Origin of the sequence: Caulobacter sp. CCUG 60055 (assembly GCF_022750545.1) — a bacterium.
Lineage (GTDB): Bacteria > Pseudomonadota > Alphaproteobacteria > Caulobacterales > Caulobacteraceae > PUIC01.
The window spans coordinates 335,043-355,382 of sequence record NZ_PUIC01000005.1 but is presented as its reverse complement, the minus strand read 5'-3'; the positions used below and the strand labels follow the sequence as shown (position 1 = coordinate 355,382).

24 protein-coding genes are annotated in these 20,340 nt (G+C 70.2%); 9 read left to right on the top strand and 15 right to left on the bottom strand.

The annotated features are described in order from the left end of the window. Nucleotides 1-28: 28 nt before the first annotated feature. Entirely contained in the window at nucleotides 29-487 is a 459-nt protein-coding gene (locus C5708_RS10590) for a TrmH family RNA methyltransferase (RefSeq protein WP_242920776.1), read from the bottom strand. Between the two features lie 213 nt (nucleotides 488-700). Here C5708_RS10590 and petA point away from each other — a divergent pair, with 213 nt between their 5' ends. The 3 genes from petA to C5708_RS10575 are packed head-to-tail and all read left to right on the top strand — an operon-like array spanning nucleotide 701 to nucleotide 3,390. Next, on the top strand, nucleotides 701-1,243 hold the full coding sequence (petA, locus tag C5708_RS10585) for a ubiquinol-cytochrome c reductase iron-sulfur subunit (protein WP_242921097.1): 543 nt from the start codon (nucleotides 701-703) through the stop codon (nucleotides 1,241-1,243). An 8-nt stretch (nucleotides 1,244-1,251) separates the two neighbouring features. Continuing rightward, entirely contained in the window at nucleotides 1,252-2,535 is a 1,284-nt protein-coding gene (locus C5708_RS10580; RefSeq protein ID WP_242920774.1) for a cytochrome b N-terminal domain-containing protein, read from the top strand. A gap of 6 nt (nucleotides 2,536-2,541) precedes the next feature. After that, complete coding sequence (locus tag C5708_RS10575) at nucleotides 2,542-3,390, top strand: cytochrome c1 (protein ID WP_242920772.1); 849 nt, start codon at nucleotides 2,542-2,544, stop codon at nucleotides 3,388-3,390. Nucleotides 3,391-3,465: 75 nt separating this feature from the next. Here the strand turns inward: C5708_RS10575 and C5708_RS10570 are convergent, their stop codons facing one another. Then, a complete protein-coding gene (locus C5708_RS10570; RefSeq protein ID WP_242920770.1) occupies nucleotides 3,466-4,185 on the bottom strand; it encodes a retropepsin-like domain-containing protein in 720 nt (239 codons plus the stop codon). Between the two features lie 242 nt (nucleotides 4,186-4,427). Between C5708_RS10570 and C5708_RS10565 the strand changes: the two genes are divergently transcribed. The 3 genes from C5708_RS10565 to C5708_RS10555 all read left to right on the top strand — a co-directional run bounded on the left by C5708_RS10565 (nucleotide 4,428) and on the right by C5708_RS10555 (nucleotide 7,125). Next, on the top strand, nucleotides 4,428-5,261 hold the full coding sequence (locus C5708_RS10565; protein WP_242920768.1) for a CPBP family glutamic-type intramembrane protease: 834 nt from the start codon (nucleotides 4,428-4,430) through the stop codon (nucleotides 5,259-5,261). A 34-nt stretch (nucleotides 5,262-5,295) separates the two neighbouring features. Next, on the top strand, nucleotides 5,296-6,165 hold the full coding sequence (locus C5708_RS10560; RefSeq protein ID WP_242920759.1) for an S-methyl-5'-thioadenosine phosphorylase: 870 nt from the start codon (nucleotides 5,296-5,298) through the stop codon (nucleotides 6,163-6,165). Between the two features lie 135 nt (nucleotides 6,166-6,300). After that, nucleotides 6,301-7,125, top strand: a complete 825-nt coding sequence (locus C5708_RS10555; RefSeq protein WP_242920757.1) for an alpha/beta hydrolase — start codon at nucleotides 6,301-6,303, stop codon at nucleotides 7,123-7,125. Nucleotides 7,126-7,150: 25 nt separating this feature from the next. Here the strand turns inward: C5708_RS10555 and C5708_RS10550 are convergent, their stop codons facing one another. From C5708_RS10550 to ychF, 3 genes are all read right to left on the bottom strand, one after another. Continuing rightward, entirely contained in the window at nucleotides 7,151-7,831 is a 681-nt protein-coding gene (locus C5708_RS10550; protein ID WP_242920755.1) for a dienelactone hydrolase family protein, read from the bottom strand. Beyond that, nucleotides 7,831-8,511 (bottom strand): dienelactone hydrolase family protein, encoded by a 681-nt coding sequence (locus tag C5708_RS10545; protein ID WP_242920753.1) that lies wholly within the window; start codon nucleotides 8,509-8,511, stop codon nucleotides 7,831-7,833. Before C5708_RS10545 ends, C5708_RS10550 begins: the two co-directional genes overlap by 1 nt. A 109-nt stretch (nucleotides 8,512-8,620) precedes the next feature. Next, nucleotides 8,621-9,721: a redox-regulated ATPase YchF gene (gene ychF, locus C5708_RS10540; protein WP_242920751.1), complete on the bottom strand. Its 1,101-nt coding sequence runs from the start codon at nucleotides 9,719-9,721 to the stop codon at nucleotides 8,621-8,623. 152 nt (nucleotides 9,722-9,873) lie between these two features. Between ychF and C5708_RS10535 the strand changes: the two genes are divergently transcribed. Then, nucleotides 9,874-10,674, top strand: coding sequence for a TonB family protein (locus C5708_RS10535; RefSeq protein WP_242920749.1), 801 nt, complete (start codon nucleotides 9,874-9,876; stop codon nucleotides 10,672-10,674). A 1-nt stretch (nucleotide 10,675) separates the two neighbouring features. Here the strand turns inward: C5708_RS10535 and C5708_RS10530 are convergent, their stop codons facing one another. The 10 genes from C5708_RS10530 to lgt all read right to left on the bottom strand — a co-directional run bounded on the left by C5708_RS10530 (nucleotide 10,676) and on the right by lgt (nucleotide 19,302). Beyond that, a complete protein-coding gene (locus C5708_RS10530) occupies nucleotides 10,676-11,428 on the bottom strand; it encodes a tetratricopeptide repeat protein (protein ID WP_347567012.1) in 753 nt (250 codons plus the stop codon). Between the two features lie 54 nt (nucleotides 11,429-11,482). After that, nucleotides 11,483-12,103, bottom strand: a complete 621-nt coding sequence (gene pth, locus C5708_RS10525; RefSeq protein WP_242920747.1) for an aminoacyl-tRNA hydrolase — start codon at nucleotides 12,101-12,103, stop codon at nucleotides 11,483-11,485. A 29-nt stretch (nucleotides 12,104-12,132) separates the two neighbouring features. Continuing rightward, nucleotides 12,133-12,741 (bottom strand): 50S ribosomal protein L25/general stress protein Ctc, encoded by a 609-nt coding sequence (locus tag C5708_RS10520; RefSeq protein WP_242920745.1) that lies wholly within the window; start codon nucleotides 12,739-12,741, stop codon nucleotides 12,133-12,135. Nucleotides 12,742-12,874: 133 nt separating this feature from the next. Then, complete coding sequence (locus C5708_RS10515) at nucleotides 12,875-13,930, bottom strand: hypothetical protein (protein ID WP_242920743.1); 1,056 nt, start codon at nucleotides 13,928-13,930, stop codon at nucleotides 12,875-12,877. Between the two features lie 128 nt (nucleotides 13,931-14,058). Then, a complete protein-coding gene (locus C5708_RS10510) occupies nucleotides 14,059-14,766 on the bottom strand; it encodes an alpha/beta hydrolase (protein WP_242920741.1) in 708 nt (235 codons plus the stop codon). Nucleotides 14,767-14,794: 28 nt separating this feature from the next. Continuing rightward, nucleotides 14,795-15,730 carry a ribose-phosphate pyrophosphokinase gene (locus C5708_RS10505; RefSeq protein WP_242920739.1) on the bottom strand — a complete coding sequence of 312 codons (936 nt, stop codon included), beginning with the start codon at nucleotides 15,728-15,730 and terminating at the stop codon, nucleotides 14,795-14,797. 164 nt (nucleotides 15,731-15,894) lie between these two features. Beyond that, nucleotides 15,895-16,497: a hypothetical protein gene (locus C5708_RS10500; protein WP_242920737.1), complete on the bottom strand. Its 603-nt coding sequence runs from the start codon at nucleotides 16,495-16,497 to the stop codon at nucleotides 15,895-15,897. A 59-nt stretch (nucleotides 16,498-16,556) separates the two neighbouring features. Next, nucleotides 16,557-17,330, bottom strand: a complete 774-nt coding sequence (gene pgeF, locus C5708_RS10495; protein WP_242920736.1) for a peptidoglycan editing factor PgeF — start codon at nucleotides 17,328-17,330, stop codon at nucleotides 16,557-16,559. After that, on the bottom strand, nucleotides 17,330-18,409 hold the full coding sequence (locus C5708_RS10490) for an SAM-dependent methyltransferase (RefSeq protein ID WP_242920735.1): 1,080 nt from the start codon (nucleotides 18,407-18,409) through the stop codon (nucleotides 17,330-17,332). Before C5708_RS10490 ends, pgeF begins: the two co-directional genes overlap by 1 nt. Continuing rightward, nucleotides 18,406-19,302 (bottom strand): prolipoprotein diacylglyceryl transferase, encoded by an 897-nt coding sequence (lgt, locus tag C5708_RS10485; RefSeq protein ID WP_242920734.1) that lies wholly within the window; start codon nucleotides 19,300-19,302, stop codon nucleotides 18,406-18,408. Before lgt ends, C5708_RS10490 begins: the two co-directional genes overlap by 4 nt. Before the next feature lie 144 nt (nucleotides 19,303-19,446). Here lgt and C5708_RS10480 point away from each other — a divergent pair, with 144 nt between their 5' ends. Both C5708_RS10480 and C5708_RS10475 read left to right on the top strand, forming a co-directional pair. After that, nucleotides 19,447-19,686, top strand: a complete 240-nt coding sequence (locus tag C5708_RS10480) for an accessory factor UbiK family protein (protein WP_242920733.1) — start codon at nucleotides 19,447-19,449, stop codon at nucleotides 19,684-19,686. A gap of 122 nt (nucleotides 19,687-19,808) precedes the next feature. Continuing rightward, nucleotides 19,809-20,318, top strand: a complete 510-nt coding sequence (locus tag C5708_RS10475; protein WP_242920732.1) for a YbjN domain-containing protein — start codon at nucleotides 19,809-19,811, stop codon at nucleotides 20,316-20,318. The last annotated feature ends 22 nt before the right edge of the window (nucleotides 20,319-20,340 follow it).

Genomic DNA, 20,340 nt, shown 5'->3' with positions numbered 1-20,340 from the left:
GATCGTGAGGGCTCTATAGCCCTACAATTTATGTGGGAAAAGCATTTGTCTGACGCAGCCCCTCGGCCAGGGCCATGGCGGCGGCCGTGATCACGTTCAGGGACCGCGCCCCGGGGGCCAGGGGGATGAACAGGCGATGGTCGGCGGCCGCGTGCGCCGCCTCGGGGACGCCGGCGCTCTCGCTGCCGAACAGCAGGGTGTCGCCGGGGGCGTAGGCGAAGTGCTGGAACGGTTCGGCCGCCCGGGTCGAGAACAGCAGCAGCCGGCCCTCGGCGCGGGCCGGCGCGGCCAGGAACGCCGCCCAGGAATCGTGCCGCGAAACCTCGGCCGACGCTGCGTAATCCATCGCCGCGCGGCGCACGGATTTGTCGGAAAGCGGAAACGCGCAGGGCTCGATGACGTCCAGCGGGACGGCCAGACAGGCGGCCAGACGGATGGCCGCTCCGACATTTTGCGGAATGTCCGGTTGAAAAAGCGCCACACGCATTCTAAGCGGTCCATTCCACGGCACGTCGGCGGGCTGACGACGACTCAGGCGGTAAACTGTTGCGGCGTTCTGCTGCAACCCTGAGCCGCTGTTCAAGGCCCGCCATGTGTCGCAGACGGAATGGGGACGGGGGTCCGGTCGGGCCCGCATGGAAGCTTTCCGAACGCAAGCGACGGCGTTCGATATCGAAGGGTGCTCAAGGTGGCTGACACCGTGGTGGAAACCAAACCCGGCGACGGGCACGTGGCCGACGATCCGAGCCGGCGCGACTTCATCCACATCGCTGCGGTCGCGGCCGCGGCCGGGGCTGGCGTCGGAATCGCCTGGCCGTTCATCGACCAGATGAACCCGGCCGCCGACACCCTGGCCCTGGCGTCGATCGAGTTCGACCTGACCAAGGTGGCCGAGGGCCAGCAGGTCGTGGTCAAGTGGCGGGGCAAGCCGGTGTTCGTGCGCAACCGCACGGCCAAGGAAATCGCCGCGGCGGTCAAGGACGACCACGCCGAGATGCGCGACCCGCAGACCGACGCCGAGCGTCACAAGCCCGGCAAGGCGCAATGGCTGATCCTGGTCGGCACCTGCACCCACCTCGGCTGCGTGCCCACCTTCGGCGGCGGCGACTACGGCGGCTGGTTCTGCCCGTGCCACGGCTCGGTCTACGACACCGCCGGCCGCATCCGCAAAGGTCCGGCGCCCAAGAACCTGGTGATGCCTGACTACGCGTTCCTTTCCGACACCAAGGTCAAGATCGGCTGATAGGACCCATGAGCGGACATTCGACCTACGAGCCGAAAACGGCTTTCACCCGCTGGCTGGACACCCGCCTGCCGATCGTCCGGCTGGGCTATGACAGCTTCGTCGACTACCCGACGCCCCGGAACCTGAACTACTGGTGGACCTTCGGCGGCATCCTGTCGCTGTGCCTGGGCCTGCAGATCGTCTCGGGCGTGGTGCTGGCCATGCACTACGACCCCAGCGCCGGCCACGCCTTCGCCAGCGTCGAAAGCATCATGCGCGACGTCAACTACGGTTGGCTGATCCGCTACCTGCACGCCAACGGCGCCTCGATGTTCCTGCTGGCGGTGTACATCCACATCTTCCGCGGCCTGTACTACGGCTCGTACAAGGCCCCGCGCGAGGTGCTGTGGATCCTGGGCTGCGTCATCTACCTGCTGATGATGGCCACCGCCTTCATGGGCTACGTGCTGCCCTGGGGCCAGATGTCGTTCCACGGCGCGGTCGTCATCACCAACCTGCTGGGCGCCTTCCCGGTGGTCGGCGACGCCATCACCACCTGGCTGTGGGGCGGCTTCGCGGTCGACAACCCGACCCTGAACCGCTTCTTCTCGCTGCACTATCTGCTGCCGTTCATGATCGCCGGCGTCGTGGTGCTGCACATCTGGGCCCTGCACGTCACCGGCCAGAACAACCCCACCGGCGTCGATCCCAAGTCCAAGGCCGACACGGTGCCGTTCACGCCCTACGCCACCGTCAAGGACGGGTTCGGCATGGTGCTGTTCCTGATCCTGTTCGCGGCCTTCGTGTTCTTCAACCCGAACGCCATGGGCCACGCCGACAACTACATCCCGGCCAACCCGCTGGTGACGCCGGCGCACATCGTGCCTGAATGGTACTTCCTGCCGTTCTACGCCATCCTGCGCGCGGTGCCGGACAAGCTCGGCGGCGTGCTGCTGATGTTCGGCGCCATCGGCATGCTGTTCATCCTGCCCTGGCTCGATACGTCCAAGGTGCGCTCGATGCGCTACCGTCCGACCGCCCGGCTGTTCTTCTTCATCTTCCTGGCGGCCTGCCTGGTCCTGGGCTGGTGCGGCGGCAACCTGCCGGACGACATGGTCATCAAGGTGGGCGAGACCGACGCCGGTCCGATCGGCCTGAACTTCGTGTGGCTGTCCCGGATCGCGACCTTCTACTACTTCGCCTACTTCCTGGTGATCCTGCCGGTCCTGGGTCTGCGCGAGAAGCCGCTGCCGGTTCCCGAATCCATCTCGTCGCCCGTGCTCGCCGGCGACCACTCCAAGAAGGACTGAGCCCCGATGCTGCGCAAAGGTATCGTTCTCGCAGCCGCGCTCGGCTTGGCGCTGGCGGGGGCCTCGGCTCAGGCGGCGACCACCCACAAGGAGCCGAAGGACGTCCACTGGAGCTTCGAAGGCCCGTTCGGCAAGTTCGACCAGGCCCAGCTCCAGCGGGGCTACAAGGTCTATCGCGAGGTCTGCGCGACCTGTCACTCGATGAACCTGGTCAGCTTCCGCAACCTGGCCCAGCCGGGCGGACCGTTCTACGACCCCAAGTACAAGAACCCGAACGAGAGCCCGTACGTTAAGGCGCTCGCCAAGGACTATCAGGTCGACGACATCGATTCCGAGACCGGCGATCCGGTGAAGCGTCCGGCCACCGCGGCCGACCACTTCCCCTCGCCCTACGCCAACACCGCCGCCGCGGCGGCCGGCAACGGCGGCGCCGCGCCGCCGGACCTGTCGGTGATGGCCAAGGCCCGCGAAGGCGGCCCGGCCTACATCTACTCGATCCTGACCGGCTACGAGGCGCCGCCCGCCGGGCTCAAGGCCGGTCCGACCCAGCACTACAACCCCTACATGTCGGGGGACCTGGGCTCGTACTGGAGCGGCGACAAGCACAAGACGCCGGAAGGCGGCTTCATCGCCATGCCTCCGCCCCTGACCGCCGACAAGGTGACCTATGACGACGGCACCAAGGCCACCGTCGAGCAGGAAGCCAAGGACGTCGCGGCGTTCCTGATGTGGGCGGCCGAGCCCAAGATGGTCGAGCGCAAGCAGGTCGGCTTCGCGGTGATGATCTATCTCATCGCCTTCGCCGGTCTGCTCTATGCGAGCTACCGCCGGGTGTGGCGCAACCAGTCGCACTGACCTGGACGCGCTCGCGCCGGACGCGATGCAAGGGCCCGCCGGAGCGATCCGGCGGGCCTTTTGCTTGGCCGGGGATCAGGGCGGGCCGAGCATCAGATCGCCATGGGCGTAGTCGAGCCGCAGACGGCCGGCGGTCATCCACACCGGCGCGCCCAGCGCCCCGGCCAGCCCGGCCTGAACCTGGGCCAGCCCCGCTGGCGGGTTCTCGATCAGCATCGCGCCCACCGACAGCGCCCGCAGCTGGCCCAGGCGCGGGCGGACGGCGTCAGGGGACGTGGTTTCCGGCGCGACGGGACGGCTGGCCTCGTCCAGGGCGACGGCCCCGTCGGCGGACAGGCTGACCGCTAGCGGCGATCCGGTGTCGACGCGAAACCAGCCCCGGCGGCTGGTCGCGCCGTCGGAGACGGCGGCCTCGACCGCCGGCGCGCCGTCGATCAGCCGCATCGGCAGGCGCCGCCCCCTGGCCGCCGCGCGGCCGGCGGGGGGAAGAAACGCGACCCGGCACGGCGAGAAACGGATGTCGACTGTCCGCCGCGACAGGACGTCCGACCCGATCACGCCGGCCGCCGGGATCGGCAGGCGGCGGGTGCGGGCGTCCAGGTCGACCACTGCGATGGCGGCTTCGCCCAGATCGACGCCGCCGACGCGGACCGGCGCGCGCAGCGCGACGACGTCCAGGCCGGCGCCCTGGGCGCGGGTGTCGTGCAGCAGCGTCCGCGGCGCGCCGGCGTCGAGGATGTATTCGCCGGCCACCCCGGCCACCCGCGCGGGAACGAGCAGAACGGCGCCTTCCATCCGGCAGGCCAGTTCCGCCGAAGCCGCCGCGGACGGCGAGGCCAGGGCGGCCGCCAGGGGGAGGAACCGCCCGATCGCTCGCCACGCCAAAGGCCTGGGCCCGATCATGAACAAAGTCTCATTTGGCGACGCCGGCTGGTCGAGGCAGTGTCCGCCCGACGAAGTCGTCATAGTACAGAACATTGGGGAGGATCGAGGTGGGCGATCCGGCTCGATCATCAAGCGTAACGACCGGCTGCGTCATGATTTACGCCGGCCTGTGGGCGGCGTCGTCGGCGTTTCTCCTTGAGGCGCCCGAGGCCGGCGCCGCGTTTCCCTTCATTCTGACCGGCCTGGCCGGCCTGGCGGCCTCCGCCGCGGTCTGGGCGCTGGCGCCGGCCGCGCCGTCGTCGCCGGAGCGGCCGGTCGGCCGGCTGCTGGCCGCCGCCGCCGTGGTCCTCACCGTCCACGGGCTGGTCGCCTCGGGCTGGACGGCGGGCGGGTCCGTCGCCGGAACCGCCGCCAGGATCGCCGCCTACGGGCTGGCCCCGGCGCTTCTGGTCGCCACGGTCGGCGGCCGATGGCGCGGGCCGCGCGGAGCGGGCCGGCTCGGACCGTGGGCGATCCTGATCGCCGCCGCCGCCGCCCTGCTCGCCGCCGTGGTGTTCGCCGGGCCCAGCCTGGCCCGCGTCGCCGCGTTGCGCCCGTCGGCGGCGACCCTGGGCTGGGCCGCGCCGGCCTGCTTCCTCTGGCTGATCGTGGCGGTCGCCCTGGGCGAGGCGTTCGTGTTCCGTGTCGGCCTGCAGGGGCGGCTGGAGGCCATGCTCGGCTCGTCGCTGGGGGCGGCCGCCCTCCTGGCGTTGCTGTTCGGCCTGGGCCACGCCTGGGGCTTGCATCTGCGTCCGGAGGCGAGTTACGCCGGACCGGGCGCCAGCCTGCTGCAGGCCATGGCCCTCGGGGTCGCCGGCCTGTCGCCCGTCGGCCTGCTGTTCGGCGTGATCTGGAGCCGCACGCGCAGCCTGGGCCTGGTCGTCCTGCTGCACGTCGCCCTCGATTTCCTGCCGTGCCTGCCGGACTTCCTACGCGCCTGGAGCTAGGCTGGCGGCGCGAAGCAGGCGCGGGGAGGGCGGCATGACGGGCTGGGTGCTGGGGATCATCGGCGGCTCGGGGCTCTACGACCTGGATCTCGAGGACCGCCGCCGCGAGACGGCGTCGACGCCCTGGGGGGCGCCGTCCGACGCGTTGTCGCGCGGCCGGCTGGGCGGGGTCGAACTGGTGTTCCTGCCCCGGCATGGCCAGGGCCATCGCCTGCCGCCCGGGGCGGTCAACGCCCGCGCCAACATCGACGCCCTCAAGCGGGCGGGCTGCACCGACATCCTGGCGCTGTCGGCGGTCGGCAGCCTGCGCGACCACCTGCCGCCGGGTGCCTTCGTCGTCGTCGACCAGTTCGTCGATCGGACTTTCGCCCGCGAAAAGAGCTTCTTCGGCGAGGGGCTGGTCGCCCACGTCTCGATGGCCGACCCGGTCTGCCCGCGTCTGTCGGCCCTGGCGGCGCGGGCGGCCAGGGCGGCTGGCGCCCCGACCTTCGAGGGCGGGACCTATCTGGCCATGGAAGGCCCGCAGTTTTCGACCCGGGCCGAGAGCCGGCTCTACCGGTCGTGGGGCTGCGACGTCGTCGGCATGACCAACATGCCCGAGGCCAAGCTCGCCCGCGAGGCCGAGCTGCCCTACGCCAGCGTGGCCATGGTCACCGACTACGACGCCTGGCGCGACGAGGGCGAGCCGGTCGAGGTCGGCGACATCCTCAAGGTGCTGCGCGACAACGCCGACAAGGCGCGGACGCTGGTGCGGCGGCTGGCCGACCTGCTGCCGGCCGAGCGCGCGCCCTCGCCGATTGACACCTGCCTCGACGATGCGATCATCACCCCGCCGCACGCCCGCGATCCAGCCCTGGCGGCCAGGCTGGACGCCGTCGCCGGCCGGGTGCTGGGCCGAAGCTAGCCGCCGCCTGGTGCGAATCTTTCCGCAAGAACCTTCTGCGCGGCCGCGCTTTGTTGTCGGAGCCGAGGCTCCTCCCCGCGGCGACGCAGTCTCCGCTGTTCACGGCGGCGCGCCGCCCCGACGAGAGGTCATCCCATGCCTTTGATCAAGACCAAGGACGGAACCGAAATCTTCTACAAGGACTGGGGCTCCGGCCAGCCCATCGTCTTCCATCACGGCTGGCCGCTGTCGTCCGACGACTGGGACGCCCAGATGCTGTTCTTCCTGCAGCACGGCTATCGGGTGATCGCCCATGACCGCCGCGGCCATGGCCGCTCCAGCCAGACCGCGTCCGGCCACGAGATGGACACCTACGCCGCCGACGTGGCGGCGCTGGCGGCGCACCTGGACCTGAAGGACGCCGTGCACATCGGCCATTCCACCGGCGGCGGCGAAGTGGCGCGCTATGTGGCCCGGCACGGCAAGGGCCGGGTCGCCAAGGCGGTGCTGATCGGGGCGGTGCCGCCGATCATGCTGAAGACCCCGGCCAATCCCGGCGGCCTGCCGATCGAGTTGTTCGACGGCTTCCGCGCGGCGCTGGCCGCCAACCGGGCCCAGTTCTTCCGCGACGTGCCGGCGGGACCGTTTTACGGCTTCAACCGTCCCGGCGCGAAGGTGTCGGAGGGAGTGATCGACAACTGGTGGCGCCAGGGCATGACGGGGGCGGCCAACGCCCACTACGAGTGCATCAAGGCGTTTTCGGAAACCGACTTCACCGAGGACCTCAAGGCCATCGACGTGCCGGTGCTGATCCTGCACGGCGACGACGACCAGATCGTGCCGATCGCCGATTCCGCGCTTTTGTCGGCCAAGCTGGTCAAGCACGGCACGCTGAAGGTCTATCCGGGCTTGCCGCACGGCATGTGCACCACGCACGCCGACGTCATCAATCCGGACCTGCTGGCCTTCATCAAGGGCTGATGAGGAACGCCGGGGCGGCGTCGTTTCAGGCCTCGCCCCGGCCGCCGCCCGAGCGCTGGAACAGTTGCCGGGTGCGCAGCATGGCCAGCCGGGCGCTGTCGGCGTGATAGGCGTTGGGCGCGACGAAGGCGTGGCCGGCGTCGTAGAGGAAGGCCGGGATGTCTGGGTGGGCGGCGGTGATCGCCGCCACCTCGTCCGGCGGGATCAGCGGGTCGGTCTTGCCGAAGTGCAGGATGGTCGGGCAGCGCGGGGTCTCATCGACATAGCGGGCGATGGCGCCGCCGTAGAAGCAGGCCGTCGCCGCGATCCCCGTGCATCGGCTGGCGGCCAGCCAAGCCGTGGTGCCGCCGAAGCAGAAGCCCATCACGAACACCGGTCCGGCCAGATGGTCGATGGCCGTCTGCACGTCGCCGAGCGTTCCGGCGCCCCAGCCGACCGATTCGGCCCAGACCTCGCGCCGGGGCAGGCGCGGGGGATCGACGTCGTTGTCCGGGAAGCCGGGTTCGAACCGGTCGGACAGGCTGGGAACCAGCACCTCGTAGCCCTCGCCGGCCATGTCGTCGGCCAGGGCCCGCAGGTGCGGCGTCACCCCCCAGATGGCGTGCAGGATCACCAGCCCCCCGCGTCGGGCCTCGGCCGGCGGCGCGTGATAGGCGCCGAAGGCGAAGCCGTCCGCCGGGTTGGTCAGGGCGATCCGCTCGCCCATCATCCCGCCCCGTTGGCCTGGAACAGCTCCAGGGTGCGGCGGCGGGCCAGCTTGGCGTCCTCCAGGTCGGAGTCCGGCCGGCCGTCGTTGTTGAAGCCGTGGCCCGAGGCTTCGTAGATATAGACCGGCACGTTCGGCTGGGCGGCCTCGATGGCGGCCTTGGTCTGGTCGGCCGGGATGTGCTGGTCCTTGCGGCCGAAGTGGCAGATGACCGGGCAGGCCGGGGTGAGGCTGGCGTTCTGGGCGACCATGCCGCCGTAATAGCTCGCCGCCGCCGACAGGCCGGCGACCTTGTTGGCCGCCAGCCAGGTGATGGCCCCGCCGTAGCAATAGCCGACCAGGAACACCGGCCCGCGAGCCTTGAGGAAGTCGACGCAGGCCTGGACGTCGGCGATCGGGTTCTCGAAGCCGTTGGCGAACACGTGCTTGCGGCCGGTCTCGAAGCCGGCCGGGTCATGCTCGGCGACGTAGCCGCGCTCCTGCCGGTCGAACATCGACGGCGCGACGACCTCGAAACCGAGGGCGCTCCAGCGGTCGACGTCGGCCTGGACGTACTGGTCGAGGCCGAAGATCTCCTGGATGACGATGACGCCGCCCTTGCGCGGGCCGGTCGGCTGCGCGTGCAGGGCGGTGAAGGAAAAGCCGTCGATGGGGCTGGTCAGTTCGATGGTGTCGCTCACGCGGGATCCTCCGTCGCGTTGGAGACCAGCAGATAGGCGACGGGGCGTCCAGAACCAGACTTGACGCCCCGAGTCGCGACGGCCGCGGGCCGGATTTCTCCGGCCGGCCTCAGGCGTTGAAGCGGAAGTGCATGACGTCGCCGTCCTGCACCACGTATTCCTTGCCCTCCAGCCGCATCTTGCCGGCCTCCTTGGCGCCGACCTCGCCGTTCAGGCGGATGTATTCGGCGTAGGGGATGGTCTCGGCGCGGATGAAGCCCTTCTCGAAGTCGGTGTGGATGACGCCGGCCGCTTGGGGCGCGGTGTCGCCGACATGGATGGTCCAGGCGCGGGCTTCCTTGGGGCCGACCGTGAAATAGGTCTGCAGGCCGAGCAGCTTGTAGGCTTCGTGGATCAGGCGGTTCAGGCCCGGCTCCTCCAGGCCCAGGGTCTCCAGGAACTCGGCGCGCTCGCCGGCGTCGAGAAGGGCGATCTCGCTTTCGATCTTGGCCGAGATGACCACGGCGCTGGCCTTGTCCTTGGCCGCCCGCTCGGCGACCAGGTCGGACAGGGCGTTGCCCTTGTCGGCCGAGCCCTCGTCGACGTTGCAGACATAGAGCGCCGGCAGGGCGGTCAGCAACTGCAGCATGCGCCAGCCCTTGTCGTCCTCCTTGCTGATCGTCGCCGCGCGGGCGGGGCGGCCCTCGCGCAGCTGCTCCAGGGCCAGGTTGACCAAGCGCAGGGTGTTGGCGCTTTCCTTGTCGCTGCCGGCGCGGGCGCGTTTCTCGAGATTGGGGACGCGCTTCTCCAGGCTCTCGAGGTCGGCGAGCATCAGCTCGGTCTCGATGATCTCCAGGTCCGACAGCGGATCGACCCGGCCCTCGACGTGGGTGACGTCGTCGTCGACGAAGCAGCGGGCGACGAAGGCCACGGCGTCGCAGTCGCGGATGTTGGCCAGGAACTGGTTGCCCAGGCCCTCGCCCTTGGAGGCGCCGCGCACCAGGCCGGCGACGTCGACGAAGTTGATCCGGGCCGGGATGATCTCCTTGGAGCCGGCGATCTTGGCCAGCGCCTCCAGCCGCGCCTCGGGCACGGCCACGTCGCCGACGTTCGGCTCGATGGTGCAGAACGGATAGTTCGCCGCCTGGGCGGCCGCCGTCTGGGTCAGGGCGTTGAACAGGGTCGACTTGCCGACATTGGGCAGCCCGACGATGGCGACTTTCAGGGCCATGGGTCTCGAATGCGAATGTTGTGGAGATCAGGTCGGGGCGACCTAGCACGACTGCACCCCGATGGCGAACCAGAATAGCGGCCAACTCGCGTCATGCGCGCCTTGATCTTCTGCGCAGCGATGGCGAGAGTCTGTGCGAAGGGGGGACTGCCATGCTGACCGTATTTCTGGCCGTCGCGTCCATGGGCGCAACTATGGCCGATGCTCACATCGATACGAAGCCGGATTGGCTCGTGAAGCCGACCGATGAACAGATGATGTGGGTGTACCCGCAGGCTGCCGCTAAGAGCGAGACGCCAGGCTATGTCCAGCTCCAATGCCGCGTCGCCGTGGAGGGAAACCTGAAGGCCTGCGGCGTGCTGACGGAGGAGCCCCAAGGAATGGGTTTCGGAGAGGCGGCGCTCAGCTTGACTCCGCAGCTTCGCTTCCGCCCGGCGCTCAGGAAGGGGCAGCCAGTAGAAAGCGAGGTTCGCATACCGCTGCGTTTCTCCGTCCCAAAGGATGGGCCGGCGCCGCCGCCATCCGCGCCAGAAATCGTCGCCAAAGCCCGTCGGCTGGTTCTCGCCATGGGACTGGATTCAGCGGTGAAGGCCTATCAGGAGCGCGTGTTGGGCGGCCTCTACGCGGAGGATCGAGCTTCCACGTTCACGGCTGACGAGCGTAAAGCGCTGTTCGAAGCGGCGCAGGAAATAGCCGTGGAATACAAGCCTAAGCTCATCGATACCGCCGCAGAAGTTTATGCGCGAACATTTACCCCAGACGAACTTGACACAGCGCTCGCCTTTTTCGAGGGAGCCACTGGGCGACACCTTGTGGGACAGCAAAAGCAGGTTGCGGGGGATGTTGGAACAGCCCTCCGCAATCAGTGGAAGGAGATTTTCAAGGAGACCCGGGGGCGATTTTGCCAGAAGGCGCCCGCAGCCAAGGGCTGCGTCCTGCCGGGCGCGTCCTGAACTAACGCCCCGCCACTGCCATCGCAGCGAAGTCGCGCCAGGCGCGGCCTTCCTTGCGGAAATGCGGATTGGCCTTGGCGATGCGGCCGTCGATGTCGGCCAGCACGGCCTGGGCCTCGCCCTTGCGGCCGGCCTCGGCCAGGAAGGCCGCCTGGCGGGCCAGGGCCTCCAGGCCGTGGAAGCGGACCACGGCGTCCTGATAGGCCCGGTCGGCCTCGCCGACGCGTCCCAGGGCCTGGTAGGCCCGCGCCCGGGTCAGCGTCGCCTGCGGCGTCCGGGCGGCGTCGCCCGAGCCGTCCAGTTGTTCGAGCAAGGCCAGGGCCTCCGCCGGCCGGTTCAGCTCGACCAGCGCCCGCGCGCGGCCGGTCAGCAGAGCCGGATCGTCGGCGTGCACGCCCTGGGCCGCCTCGCGGTACAGCGCCTCGGCCTCGTCGTGGCGGCCGAGGTCGGCGGCGGCGGCGGCCAGCTTCATGCGGTTGTGCACGGTGGGGCTGTCGTCGCAGGCCTGCCTGGCCTCGCGGTACTCGCGCTGGGGATCGAGGGTGTCGCGCGCGGCCTCGCCCATCTTCCGCGCCGCGGGTCCGCGCATCATCTCCGGCATGACGATGGCGACCAGATAGACCAGTCCGCCCAGGGGCTGGAACATCAGGATGATGAACAGCCAGTACATCTCGCGGCCGCTGCGCACCACGTGCACGCACAGCAGGATCGAGAACAGCAGGGACAGGCCCAGCAGGGGCAGGGGCAGGGACATCAGGACGCCTTCGCAGGTACCGGCAAGAGCTATCCTATATGGGAGCCGGCCCGGTCAATCCGAGGCGCGCGCCGCCTTGCGCGGGTCGATCTTCTCGGCGGGGGCCAGGCGCATGACCTCGGCCTGATAGCGCTCGTCCTCGCCGGCGGCGAGCAGGGGCAGGGCGTCGGCGCAGGCCCGCGTCAGGGCCTCGACCCAGGGGCGCTCGACCTTGTGGAAATCCGACAGCACATGGCCCATCACCCGGTCCTTGTGACCCGGATGGCCGGTGCCCAGGCGGGCGCGGCGGAAGTCGGGCCCGATCTGGCTGGTCACCGAGCGGATGCCGTTGTTGCCGGCCGCCCCGCCGCCGGTCTTCATGCGGAACCGTCCGGGGGCCATGTCGATCTCGTCGTAGAAGATCACCACGTCGGCCGGGGTCAGCTTGAAGAACTTCATGGCCTCGCCCACCGCGCGGCCGGTCTCGTTGTAGAAGGTCTGGGGCTTCATCAGGAGGGCGCGCACCGGGCCCTCGGGCGTGTCGATCTGCCCCTCGGCGGTCAGGCTCTGAAAACGACTGCGGCCGGCGGAGAACCTCCACCGGCGCGCGATTTCGTCGACGGCCATGAAGCCGATGTTGTGGCGGTTGTTCTCGTACTTCGCCCCGGGATTGCCGAGACCAGCCAGGATCAACATCGCCAGCGCCCGTTACAGGCTGAAGCGGATCAGGCTTCGCCCGAGGCGGCTTCCGCCGCGGCTTCCTCTGCGGCCTGGGCCGAAGAGCCGGTGATCGAGGCGACGACCAGGTCTTCCTTGCCGGCCAGGGTCACGCCCTTGGGCAGCTTGATGTCCGAGGCGTTGATGTGGGCGCCGATGTCCAGGCCGGTCAGGTCGACGACCAGTTCTTCCGGGATCTGGTCGGCGGCGGCCAGGATTTCGACTTCGTGCAGGGCCACGGTCAGGGCGCCGCCACGCTTCAGGCCTGGCGAGGCGTCCTGGTTCTTGAAGTGGACCACGATCGCGATCTTGACCTGCTGGTGCTCGTCGACCCGGTACAGGTCGAAGTGCCACGGCTCGTCGGTGACCGGGTGGAAGTCGATGGCCTTGGCGATGACCGGCTGGGTCTCGGCGCCGTGCTTCAGGGTCACCAGGTGGCCCAGCAGCTTGCCGGTGTAGAGCGCCTTTCGGAACTCGTTGGACTTCACGGCCACGGCGACCGGGTCGCGGTCTCCGCCGTAAAGGACGCCGGGCACGAGGCCGGCGCGGCGGGTTTCACGGGCGCCGCCGGTGCCGGTGCGCTCGCGGACTTCGACGTTAAGGACGATCTCGGCCATGGCCATGCTCTCAAAACGAAACCGCCGCGCAAATCCGCGCGGCGTCGGTCGGATGAATAGGGTGCGGCTAGATACACGCATCCGCCCCGCCATGCAAGGCGGAGCGGACCGTGTCGTTCGTAAGGAGCCGAAGCTACTTCTTTTTCTTCTTGGCCGCCGCCTTCTTGGTCGGCTTCTTGGCCGGGACGGGCTTCTCCGGCGGCGGCGGCGCTACGGCCTCGACCGGCTTGGGCGCCCCGGCCGCCTTCACGATGCACTGGCCGGTGTCGATCATCTCGTGCTGGCCCAGGCAGAAGATGTCCTCGTAATGGGGCCGGGCCACGGCCAGGCACTGATAGAGGTTCAGCTTGGCCATCCTCAGGCACTGCTCGGTGCCGGGGTCGGCCAGCAGCAGCATCAGGTTGTCGGCGTTGACGTCGGTGGCCTCGCCCAGGGCGGCGATGGCGGCCACCGCCAGGCCGCGCACCACGGTCGGCGTATAGGGCGGCGGCAAGGCCGCGCCGGTCAGGCCCAGCGAGCTCGGCGCGCCCGTGGTGGCCGACTGCAGCTTGGCCGAATCGTCCACCGCCGCCGGCGGCATGGTTCCCGACAGGCTCTTGGCCAGGGCCAGGCGGGCGTCCCGGCCCGGCACGTCGGCCTTGGACCAGGCCGAGTGCTGCACGCTGTAGGCGGCCTGCTTGACCGCCTTGCCGCTGGTCACGACCTTGGCGCCGGCGTCGTCCAGGGCGGCGACGGCCAGGCCGGCGGCGGCGTCCGCGCCCTTGACGCCCAGAACGTAGGTCGGGTCGGCCATGATCTTGGCGACCATGTCGCGGCGCTGGGCGGGATCGACGGCGTAGACGCGGACGTTGGCCACGAAGCCGGCGTCCTGCAACGCCGCGACGGCGGCGTAGGCGGCCGCGCCCTTCTGCAGGCCGCCGGTCTCGTAGCCGGCGGCGTCGCGCACCGACTGGGCCACCTGATCGCCGTCCTTGAAGTCGGGGCTGATCTTGGCGGTCTTGTCCATGTAGGCCTTGTAGGCGGCGGCGGCCTCGATGACCCGCGAGGTCAGGGCCACGGGCGGCGGCGCGGCCGGAGGCGGCGGCGGAGGCGGCGGCGGCGCGGGCGTATTACAGGCGGCCAAGGCCAGTCCGGCGGCGAAGATCGCCGCCAAGGTCGCGGAATATCGGGCGCGCTGAGCGGATTTCATGCCGGCGTGTCCCCCAAGGATACAGTTTGCGGAGAGCTATAAAGCGGTGTGGTCGAGATTATGGCCGCGCCGATCTTAACCATGTGTTGACCATAACGCACCGTTCGGCCGCGCATTACGGCGACGCCTCAGGGAAAATCTCTGGGCGGCCGCGAAAGCCAGCGCCGCATGGCCTCGGCGACGTCGAGGGGGCGCTCCATCGGAACCAGATGCCCGGCGTCGGGGACGACGATCAGCTCGGCGTCCGGCGCCATTCCGGCCATGTCGCGGTGCTCGGCGGGCGGGCGGATGACGTCGTGTTCGCCGCAGAGAATCAGCACCGGGCGCGGGAAGGCCCGCAGCGCGGCCTCGCCGTCCGGCCGCTCGACGGCGTTCTGCCTCAGGAAGACGTCGCGGCCCAGCCGGCGGGTCATGGCCTGCACGCGCTCGGCCAGCTCGCGGTCGCCCAGGCGGGCGGGGGCGACATAGCTGGCCAGCATCCGCTCGCCGATGCCGGTGAAGCGGCCGGGTTGGCGGGCGGCCTGGTCGAGGGCCCGCCTCTGGGCCTGTCGCGCCGGACCGTCGGCGTGGGCCGACGTGCCGATCAGGGCGAGGCGCTCCACCCGTTCCGGCGCGCGGGCCAGCACCTGCAGGGCGACATAGCCGCCGAACGAGAAACCGGCGAGGGCGAAGGTCGGCTCGGCCACGGCGAGGACGTCGTCGACCAGGGCAGCCATGGTCTCGCCCCGCGTCAGGTCGCCGACACGGCAATCGACAAGGGGCGACAGGGCGGCGATCTCGTCGCGCCACAGCTCGGCGTCGTTCAGCAGGCCGGGCAGGAGGATCAACTGGGTCATCCGCCCGCGCCCCGCGTCGCCGGCCAGGTCAATCGAACAGCTTGGAGACCGATTCCTCGTTGGCGATTCGCCGGATCGCCTCGCCGATCAGCGGCGCGACGCTGACCACGCGGATCTTCTCGCAGCCGCGGACGAGGTCGGCCGGCTCGATCGAATCGGTGACCACCAGCTCGCGCAGCACCGACTTGGTCACCCGGTCGCTGGCCGCGCCCGACAGCACGCCGTGCGTCACATAGGCCGAAACCGACTCGGCGCCCTGGTCCATGATGGCGGCGGCGGCGTTGCACAGGGTGCCGGCCGAATCGACGATGTCGTCGAACAGGATGCAGCGGCGGCCCTTGACCTCGCCGATGATGTTCATGACCTCGCTCTCGCCCGGGCCCGAGCGGCGCTTGTCGACGATGGCCAGGTCGGCGTCGATCCGCTTGGCCAGCGCCCGCGCGCGCACCACGCCGCCGACGTCGGGCGAGACGATCATCACCCCTTCGCCCTGGCCGTAGTGGTTGCGGATGTCGTTGGCGATCAGCGGCGTCGGCAGAAGATTGTCGGTGGGGATGTCGAAGAAGCCCTGAATCTGGCCGGCGTGCAGGTCCATGGTCAGCACCCGGTCGGCGCCGGCGCGGGTGATCAGGTTGGCCACCAGCTTGGCCGAGATCGGCGTGCGGCCGCCGGTCTTGCGGTCCTGACGGGCGTAGCCGAAATAGGGCATCACCGCCGTGATCCGCTTGCCCGAGGCGCGCTTGAGCGCGTCGATGCAGATCAAGAGCTCCATCAGGTTGTCGTTGGCCGGATAGCTGGTCGACTGGATGATGAAGACGTCTTCGCCCCGGACGTTCTCGTCGATGGTGACGAACACCTCGTTGTCGGCGAACCGGCGCACCTGGGCGCGGGTCAGCGGGTTGTCGAGATAGTCCGAGATGGCCTCGGCCAGGGTGCGGTTGGAGTTGCCGGCGAGCAGCTTCATGGGTCTGTCACACTCCCTGGGGGGTCATGCGCGCGAGCTTCTAGTGCGCGTCAGCCGAAAGGGGAAGCGGTTTCGACGGCCGACGCGCACCAGCCTGATAAAGGCTTCTAGAGCCATTTCGTTTCGATTGATCATACGGCGGTGCGAAAAGTCGCCGCACGGGGTCAGTCGCGATAGGGCGTCGCGGGCGTGGGGCAGGTCTTGACCGCCTCGGGCTTGCGCTGGCGGCTGTCGCGCAGCCAGCATTCGTCGAACACCGAGCAGTAGCAGACGCGCGAGGCGATCGAGGCGCGGGCCTGGTCGAAGGCGCGCATCACCTCCGGGGACGAATCGCCGGGCCGCATGCGCAGGAACTGCGTGGTCTCCCGCGCCGGAAGGACCATGTCGCCCAGGCTCGACGTGATGAAGCGGGGCTTGCCGGCGCCCTCCGCGGGTTGGCAGCACGCGTCCAACAGGGCCCGCGGCGAGGCCACGGCCTTGTCCTTGTAGAACACCTCGAAGGTCTCGACCCGCGCCGGCCCCACCCCGGCGTTGTGCCATTGCAGGGTGATGTCGGTCCCGCCGTCCGGCGTGGCGTTGCTGGTGCCGTAGTCGAGATAGGGCCAGGTGTTGGCCTGGACCAGCTTCTCCATCGTATGGCCGTGATGGATGCCGAGGAACAGCGAGATCACCGAGATCAGGATGGCGCAGCCGGCCAGCAGCAGGTCGACCCACCGGTGTCCCGTGTGATGATGAGAGTGGTGACCCTCGACCTCGGGAGCTTCCATCCTGCGCCTCCAGTTCGCCCACGCCCGGTCTGCGCGAAATCGCCGCCGCCGGCAAGGCGTCAGGCCAGGGCGATCGCCGACAGCAGGCGGCCGTAGTCGCCCTCGCCGCGCTTGAACGCCCGGCGGTTGGAGAAGAAGTCCTCGTCGGCGCAGGTGTCGGCGCCGATCCATTCGGCGCGGGCGACGCCGGCCTCGGCCAGGCGGTGGAGCACGAAGGCGGGCAGGTCGAACAGGCGCTTGTCCCCGGCCGCGCCCGGCCGGAAGAACCGCGCCGAGCCCGGCGCCTCGGCTTCGAAGCGGTCGAGGAACTCCAGCCCGACCTCGTAGGAGGCCGGGCCGATGCAGGGGCCGACCACGGCGACGATGCGGCTGCGTTCGGCGCCCAGGCCGATCATGGTCTCGACCGCCGCGCCGGGGACGCCGCCGAGCGCGCCGCGCCAGCCGGAATGGACGGCGGCCACCACCCGCGCCTCGGCGTCGGCGTAGAGGATCGGCGCGCAGTCGGCGGCCAGGGCGCCGCAGACCAGGCCCGGCGTCGTCGTCGCCACGCCGTCCGCCTCGGGCCGGGCGTCGCCCCAGGGCGCGTCGGCGGTCGTCACCACGGTGGAATGGATCTGGTGGCAGGTCAGCAGCGCGCCCGGCTCGGCGCCGAAATGGGCCGCGGCGCGGCGGCGGTTCTCGGCGACGTCGCGGGGGTCGTCCTTGGAGCCGCGCCCGACGTTGAGGCCTTCATAAATCCCCTTGGACACCCCGCCCTTGCGGCTGAAGAAGGCGTGGCGCACCCCGGGCAGGTCGGCCAGCAGCGCGGATCGCAGAACGGGAAGCTCGGCCATCAGACGTCCTCGAAGGCGGGCGGAACGGCGGCGGGCGGCGACCAGAAGGCCGCGACCTTGAACAGAACCCCCATCTGGTCCGCCTCGGTCAGCCGCGCAAGCTGTCGCGCCACGGTCGCGGCGCGGTCGGGGCGGGCGCGGGCCAGGGCCTCGGCCCGCTGGCGCACGCCCAGCCGCTCCAGGAACCCGGCCTGGGCGAGGATGGCGCTGGCCGCCCCGGCGGCCTCGGCGGCGGCCCGCACGGCGGGGAAATCGGCGTGGACGGTCAGGTCCGCCTCACCGGGCGAGGCCAGCGGCGATTCCTTCCGATGCCGGCGCAGGGCCTGCAGGGTGTCGCCGACGTCGGGCTGGTCGCGGCCGTAGTCGATCAGCAGCGCCGCGCCGCCGTCGGCGGCCAGCCGCGCCCCGAGCTCGGCGCCGAAGGCGGCCTGCGCCGCCGAGATCTCCAGCACCGCGCCCACGGGCGGGGCGGCCCCGATGCGGGGTGCGGGAACCTTGCGCAGGCCGAAGGCCAACTCGCCGTCGGGGCCGAGGCCGACCATGCGCTCGGCCCAGCCGCCCGCGTCGCGCACGAACTGGCGGACCGGCAGGCAGTCCAGCAATTCGTTGGCGACCAGGATCAGGGGCGCGCCGCCCGGAACCTCGCCGAGGCCGTCCGCCCAGCGGGGCGACGGGGCGAGGCCGGCCAGGGCTTGGGCCTGGCGGGCGCGCAACGGCGCCGAGGTCTCGATCAGCCACAGGTCGGCGGCGGCCAGGAAGTCGGGCGCGAGGCGGGCCGCGCGCAGCAGGTCGCTCATCAGGGTCCCGTCGCCGGGCCCGGCCTCGACCAGGCGGAACCGCGCCGGCCGGCCCAGGCGGCTCCAGGCCTCGACGGCCCACAGGCCGATCAGTTCGCCGAACATCTGGCTGACCAGGGGGGCGGTGATGAAGTCGCCGTCCTCGCCGAGGACGGGCCTTCGCGCCGGGCGGGCCGCGTAGTAGCCGTCCTGCGGATCGTGCAGGCAGGCGGTCATGTACTGGGCGACGGTCAGCGGCCCTTCGGCGGCGATCTGGGCCTTGAGGCGGTCCTTCAGGCTCATGCCGCCGGCGGCGTCGCGGCGGCCTCGACCGGCGGCGCGGCGCGCGCGGCGCGCCAGACCAGCCAGGCGCCGCCGGCCACCATCGGAACCGACAGCAGGATGCCCATGGTCAGGCCGAGGGGCAGGTGGTTCAGCCCGGCGTCGGGTTCGCGCACGTTCTCCAGGCTGATGCGGAACAGGCCGTAGCACAGCAGGAACAGGCCGCTGACCCCGCCCTGGCGTTGCAGCCATTTCAGGCGGTGGGTGGCCACGCGCAGGATCAGGAACAGCAGCACGCCCTCGAGCAGGGCCTCGTAGAGCTGGCTGGGATGGCGCGGCGCGTCCCCGGCCGGGCAATAGCCGCCGTTGGCCTCCATGATGCGCTGGTTGCAGAAGACCACGCCCCAGGCCGCGTCGGTGGCCCGCCCCCACAGCTCGCCGTTGATGAAGTTGGCCAGCCGGCCGAAGAACAGGCCGATGGGCACGGCCGGCGCCACCAGGTCGCCCACGCGCAGGAGGTCCAGCTTGTTGGCGCGGGCGAAGAACGCCACGGCCAGCATCACCCCGATCAGGCCGCCGTGGAAGCTCATGCCGCCATGCCAGACCTTGATCAGCTCCAGCGGGTGCTCGGCGATCAGGGCGCGCTGGTCGGCGCGGGTCAGCATGTAGAACAGGATGTAGCCCAGCCGGCCGCCGCCGATGACGCCCAGGGTGATCCACAGGATCAGGTCGTCGATCTGCGGCGGGGTCGCCGTCGGCGTCCGCGTTCCCCACAGCCGGGCGTTCCGCGTCAGTCCCGAGGCGTAGCGCCAGCCCAGCAGGATGCCGGCGATATAGGCCAGCGCATACCAGCGCAGACCGAAGTCGCCGTAGTGCAGGCCCAGCACATAGGGGTCGAAATTCGGAAACACCACGATGGACGATCCTTCTGCGCAGGGGCGGCCAGGCCGGTCCCGACGGTCGTTCGACAAGCGGTTTAGCAGGCCGGGCGCGGCGCGGGGAGGCGGGGATTTCGCCGCCTATTCGCTTTCGCGGCCGGTTTCCCATATAAGGCGGGCATGCATACGCAAAATCCGCTCCTCGACGAGTTCGCCAAGCTGACGACCAGCGCCATGGGCATGGCCCAGGCCGCCGGCGAGGAGGCCAAGGCCGCGTTCCGCGCCCAGGTCGACCGCGCCGTCGCCGAATTCGATCTGGTGCGGCGCGACGAGCTCGACGGCCTGAAAGCCGAGATCGCCGCCTTGCGCGCCGAGGTCGCGGCCTTGAAAACACAGTCTGTGGACGAACCCGCGAAATAGGCTCGCCCGCCACGTGAAGGCGGTTACGAACTGCGCGAAGCAGACTAGGATTCCAAATCAGGGGCGATTGAAAGCGGCGGATCTCCGCCGTCCTGGGCCCCGCGGAAGGATTGGTCAGGGTCATGGACACCCCCCATTCGGAAGAAGACGAAGTCGACTTCGGCCTCGATCCGCTGGACGTGGTCGAGCATGTCCTGACGGCCGAGAACCTGACCTTCGACCGCACCGAGGACGGCGACCTGGCGTTCGCCCTGGCCGGCGACTGGAAGGACTACGAGCTGTGGTTCGCCTGGCGGCCGGAGGCCGACTGCCTGCAGCTCTGCCTGTCGCTGGACATGCGCGCGCCCAAGTCCAAGCGCGCCGCCGCCTATGAGCTGCTGTCCCTGATCAACCAGCGCGTCTGGCTCGGCCATTTCGAGGTCTGGACCGAGGACGGCGAGGTGGTGTTCCGCCATTCGCTGGCCCTGCCGTCGGGCGAGCGCCCGACCCTGGCCCAGGCCGCCTCGATGATCGACGCGGCGGTGGAGGCGGCCGACCGCTTCTATCCGGCTTTCGACTTCCTGCTGAAGGGCTCCAAGAGCCCCGAGGACGCCATGGCCGCCTGCATGTTCGAGACCGTGGGCCAGGCCTGAGGCCAGTTCCGGCGGCGCGCCG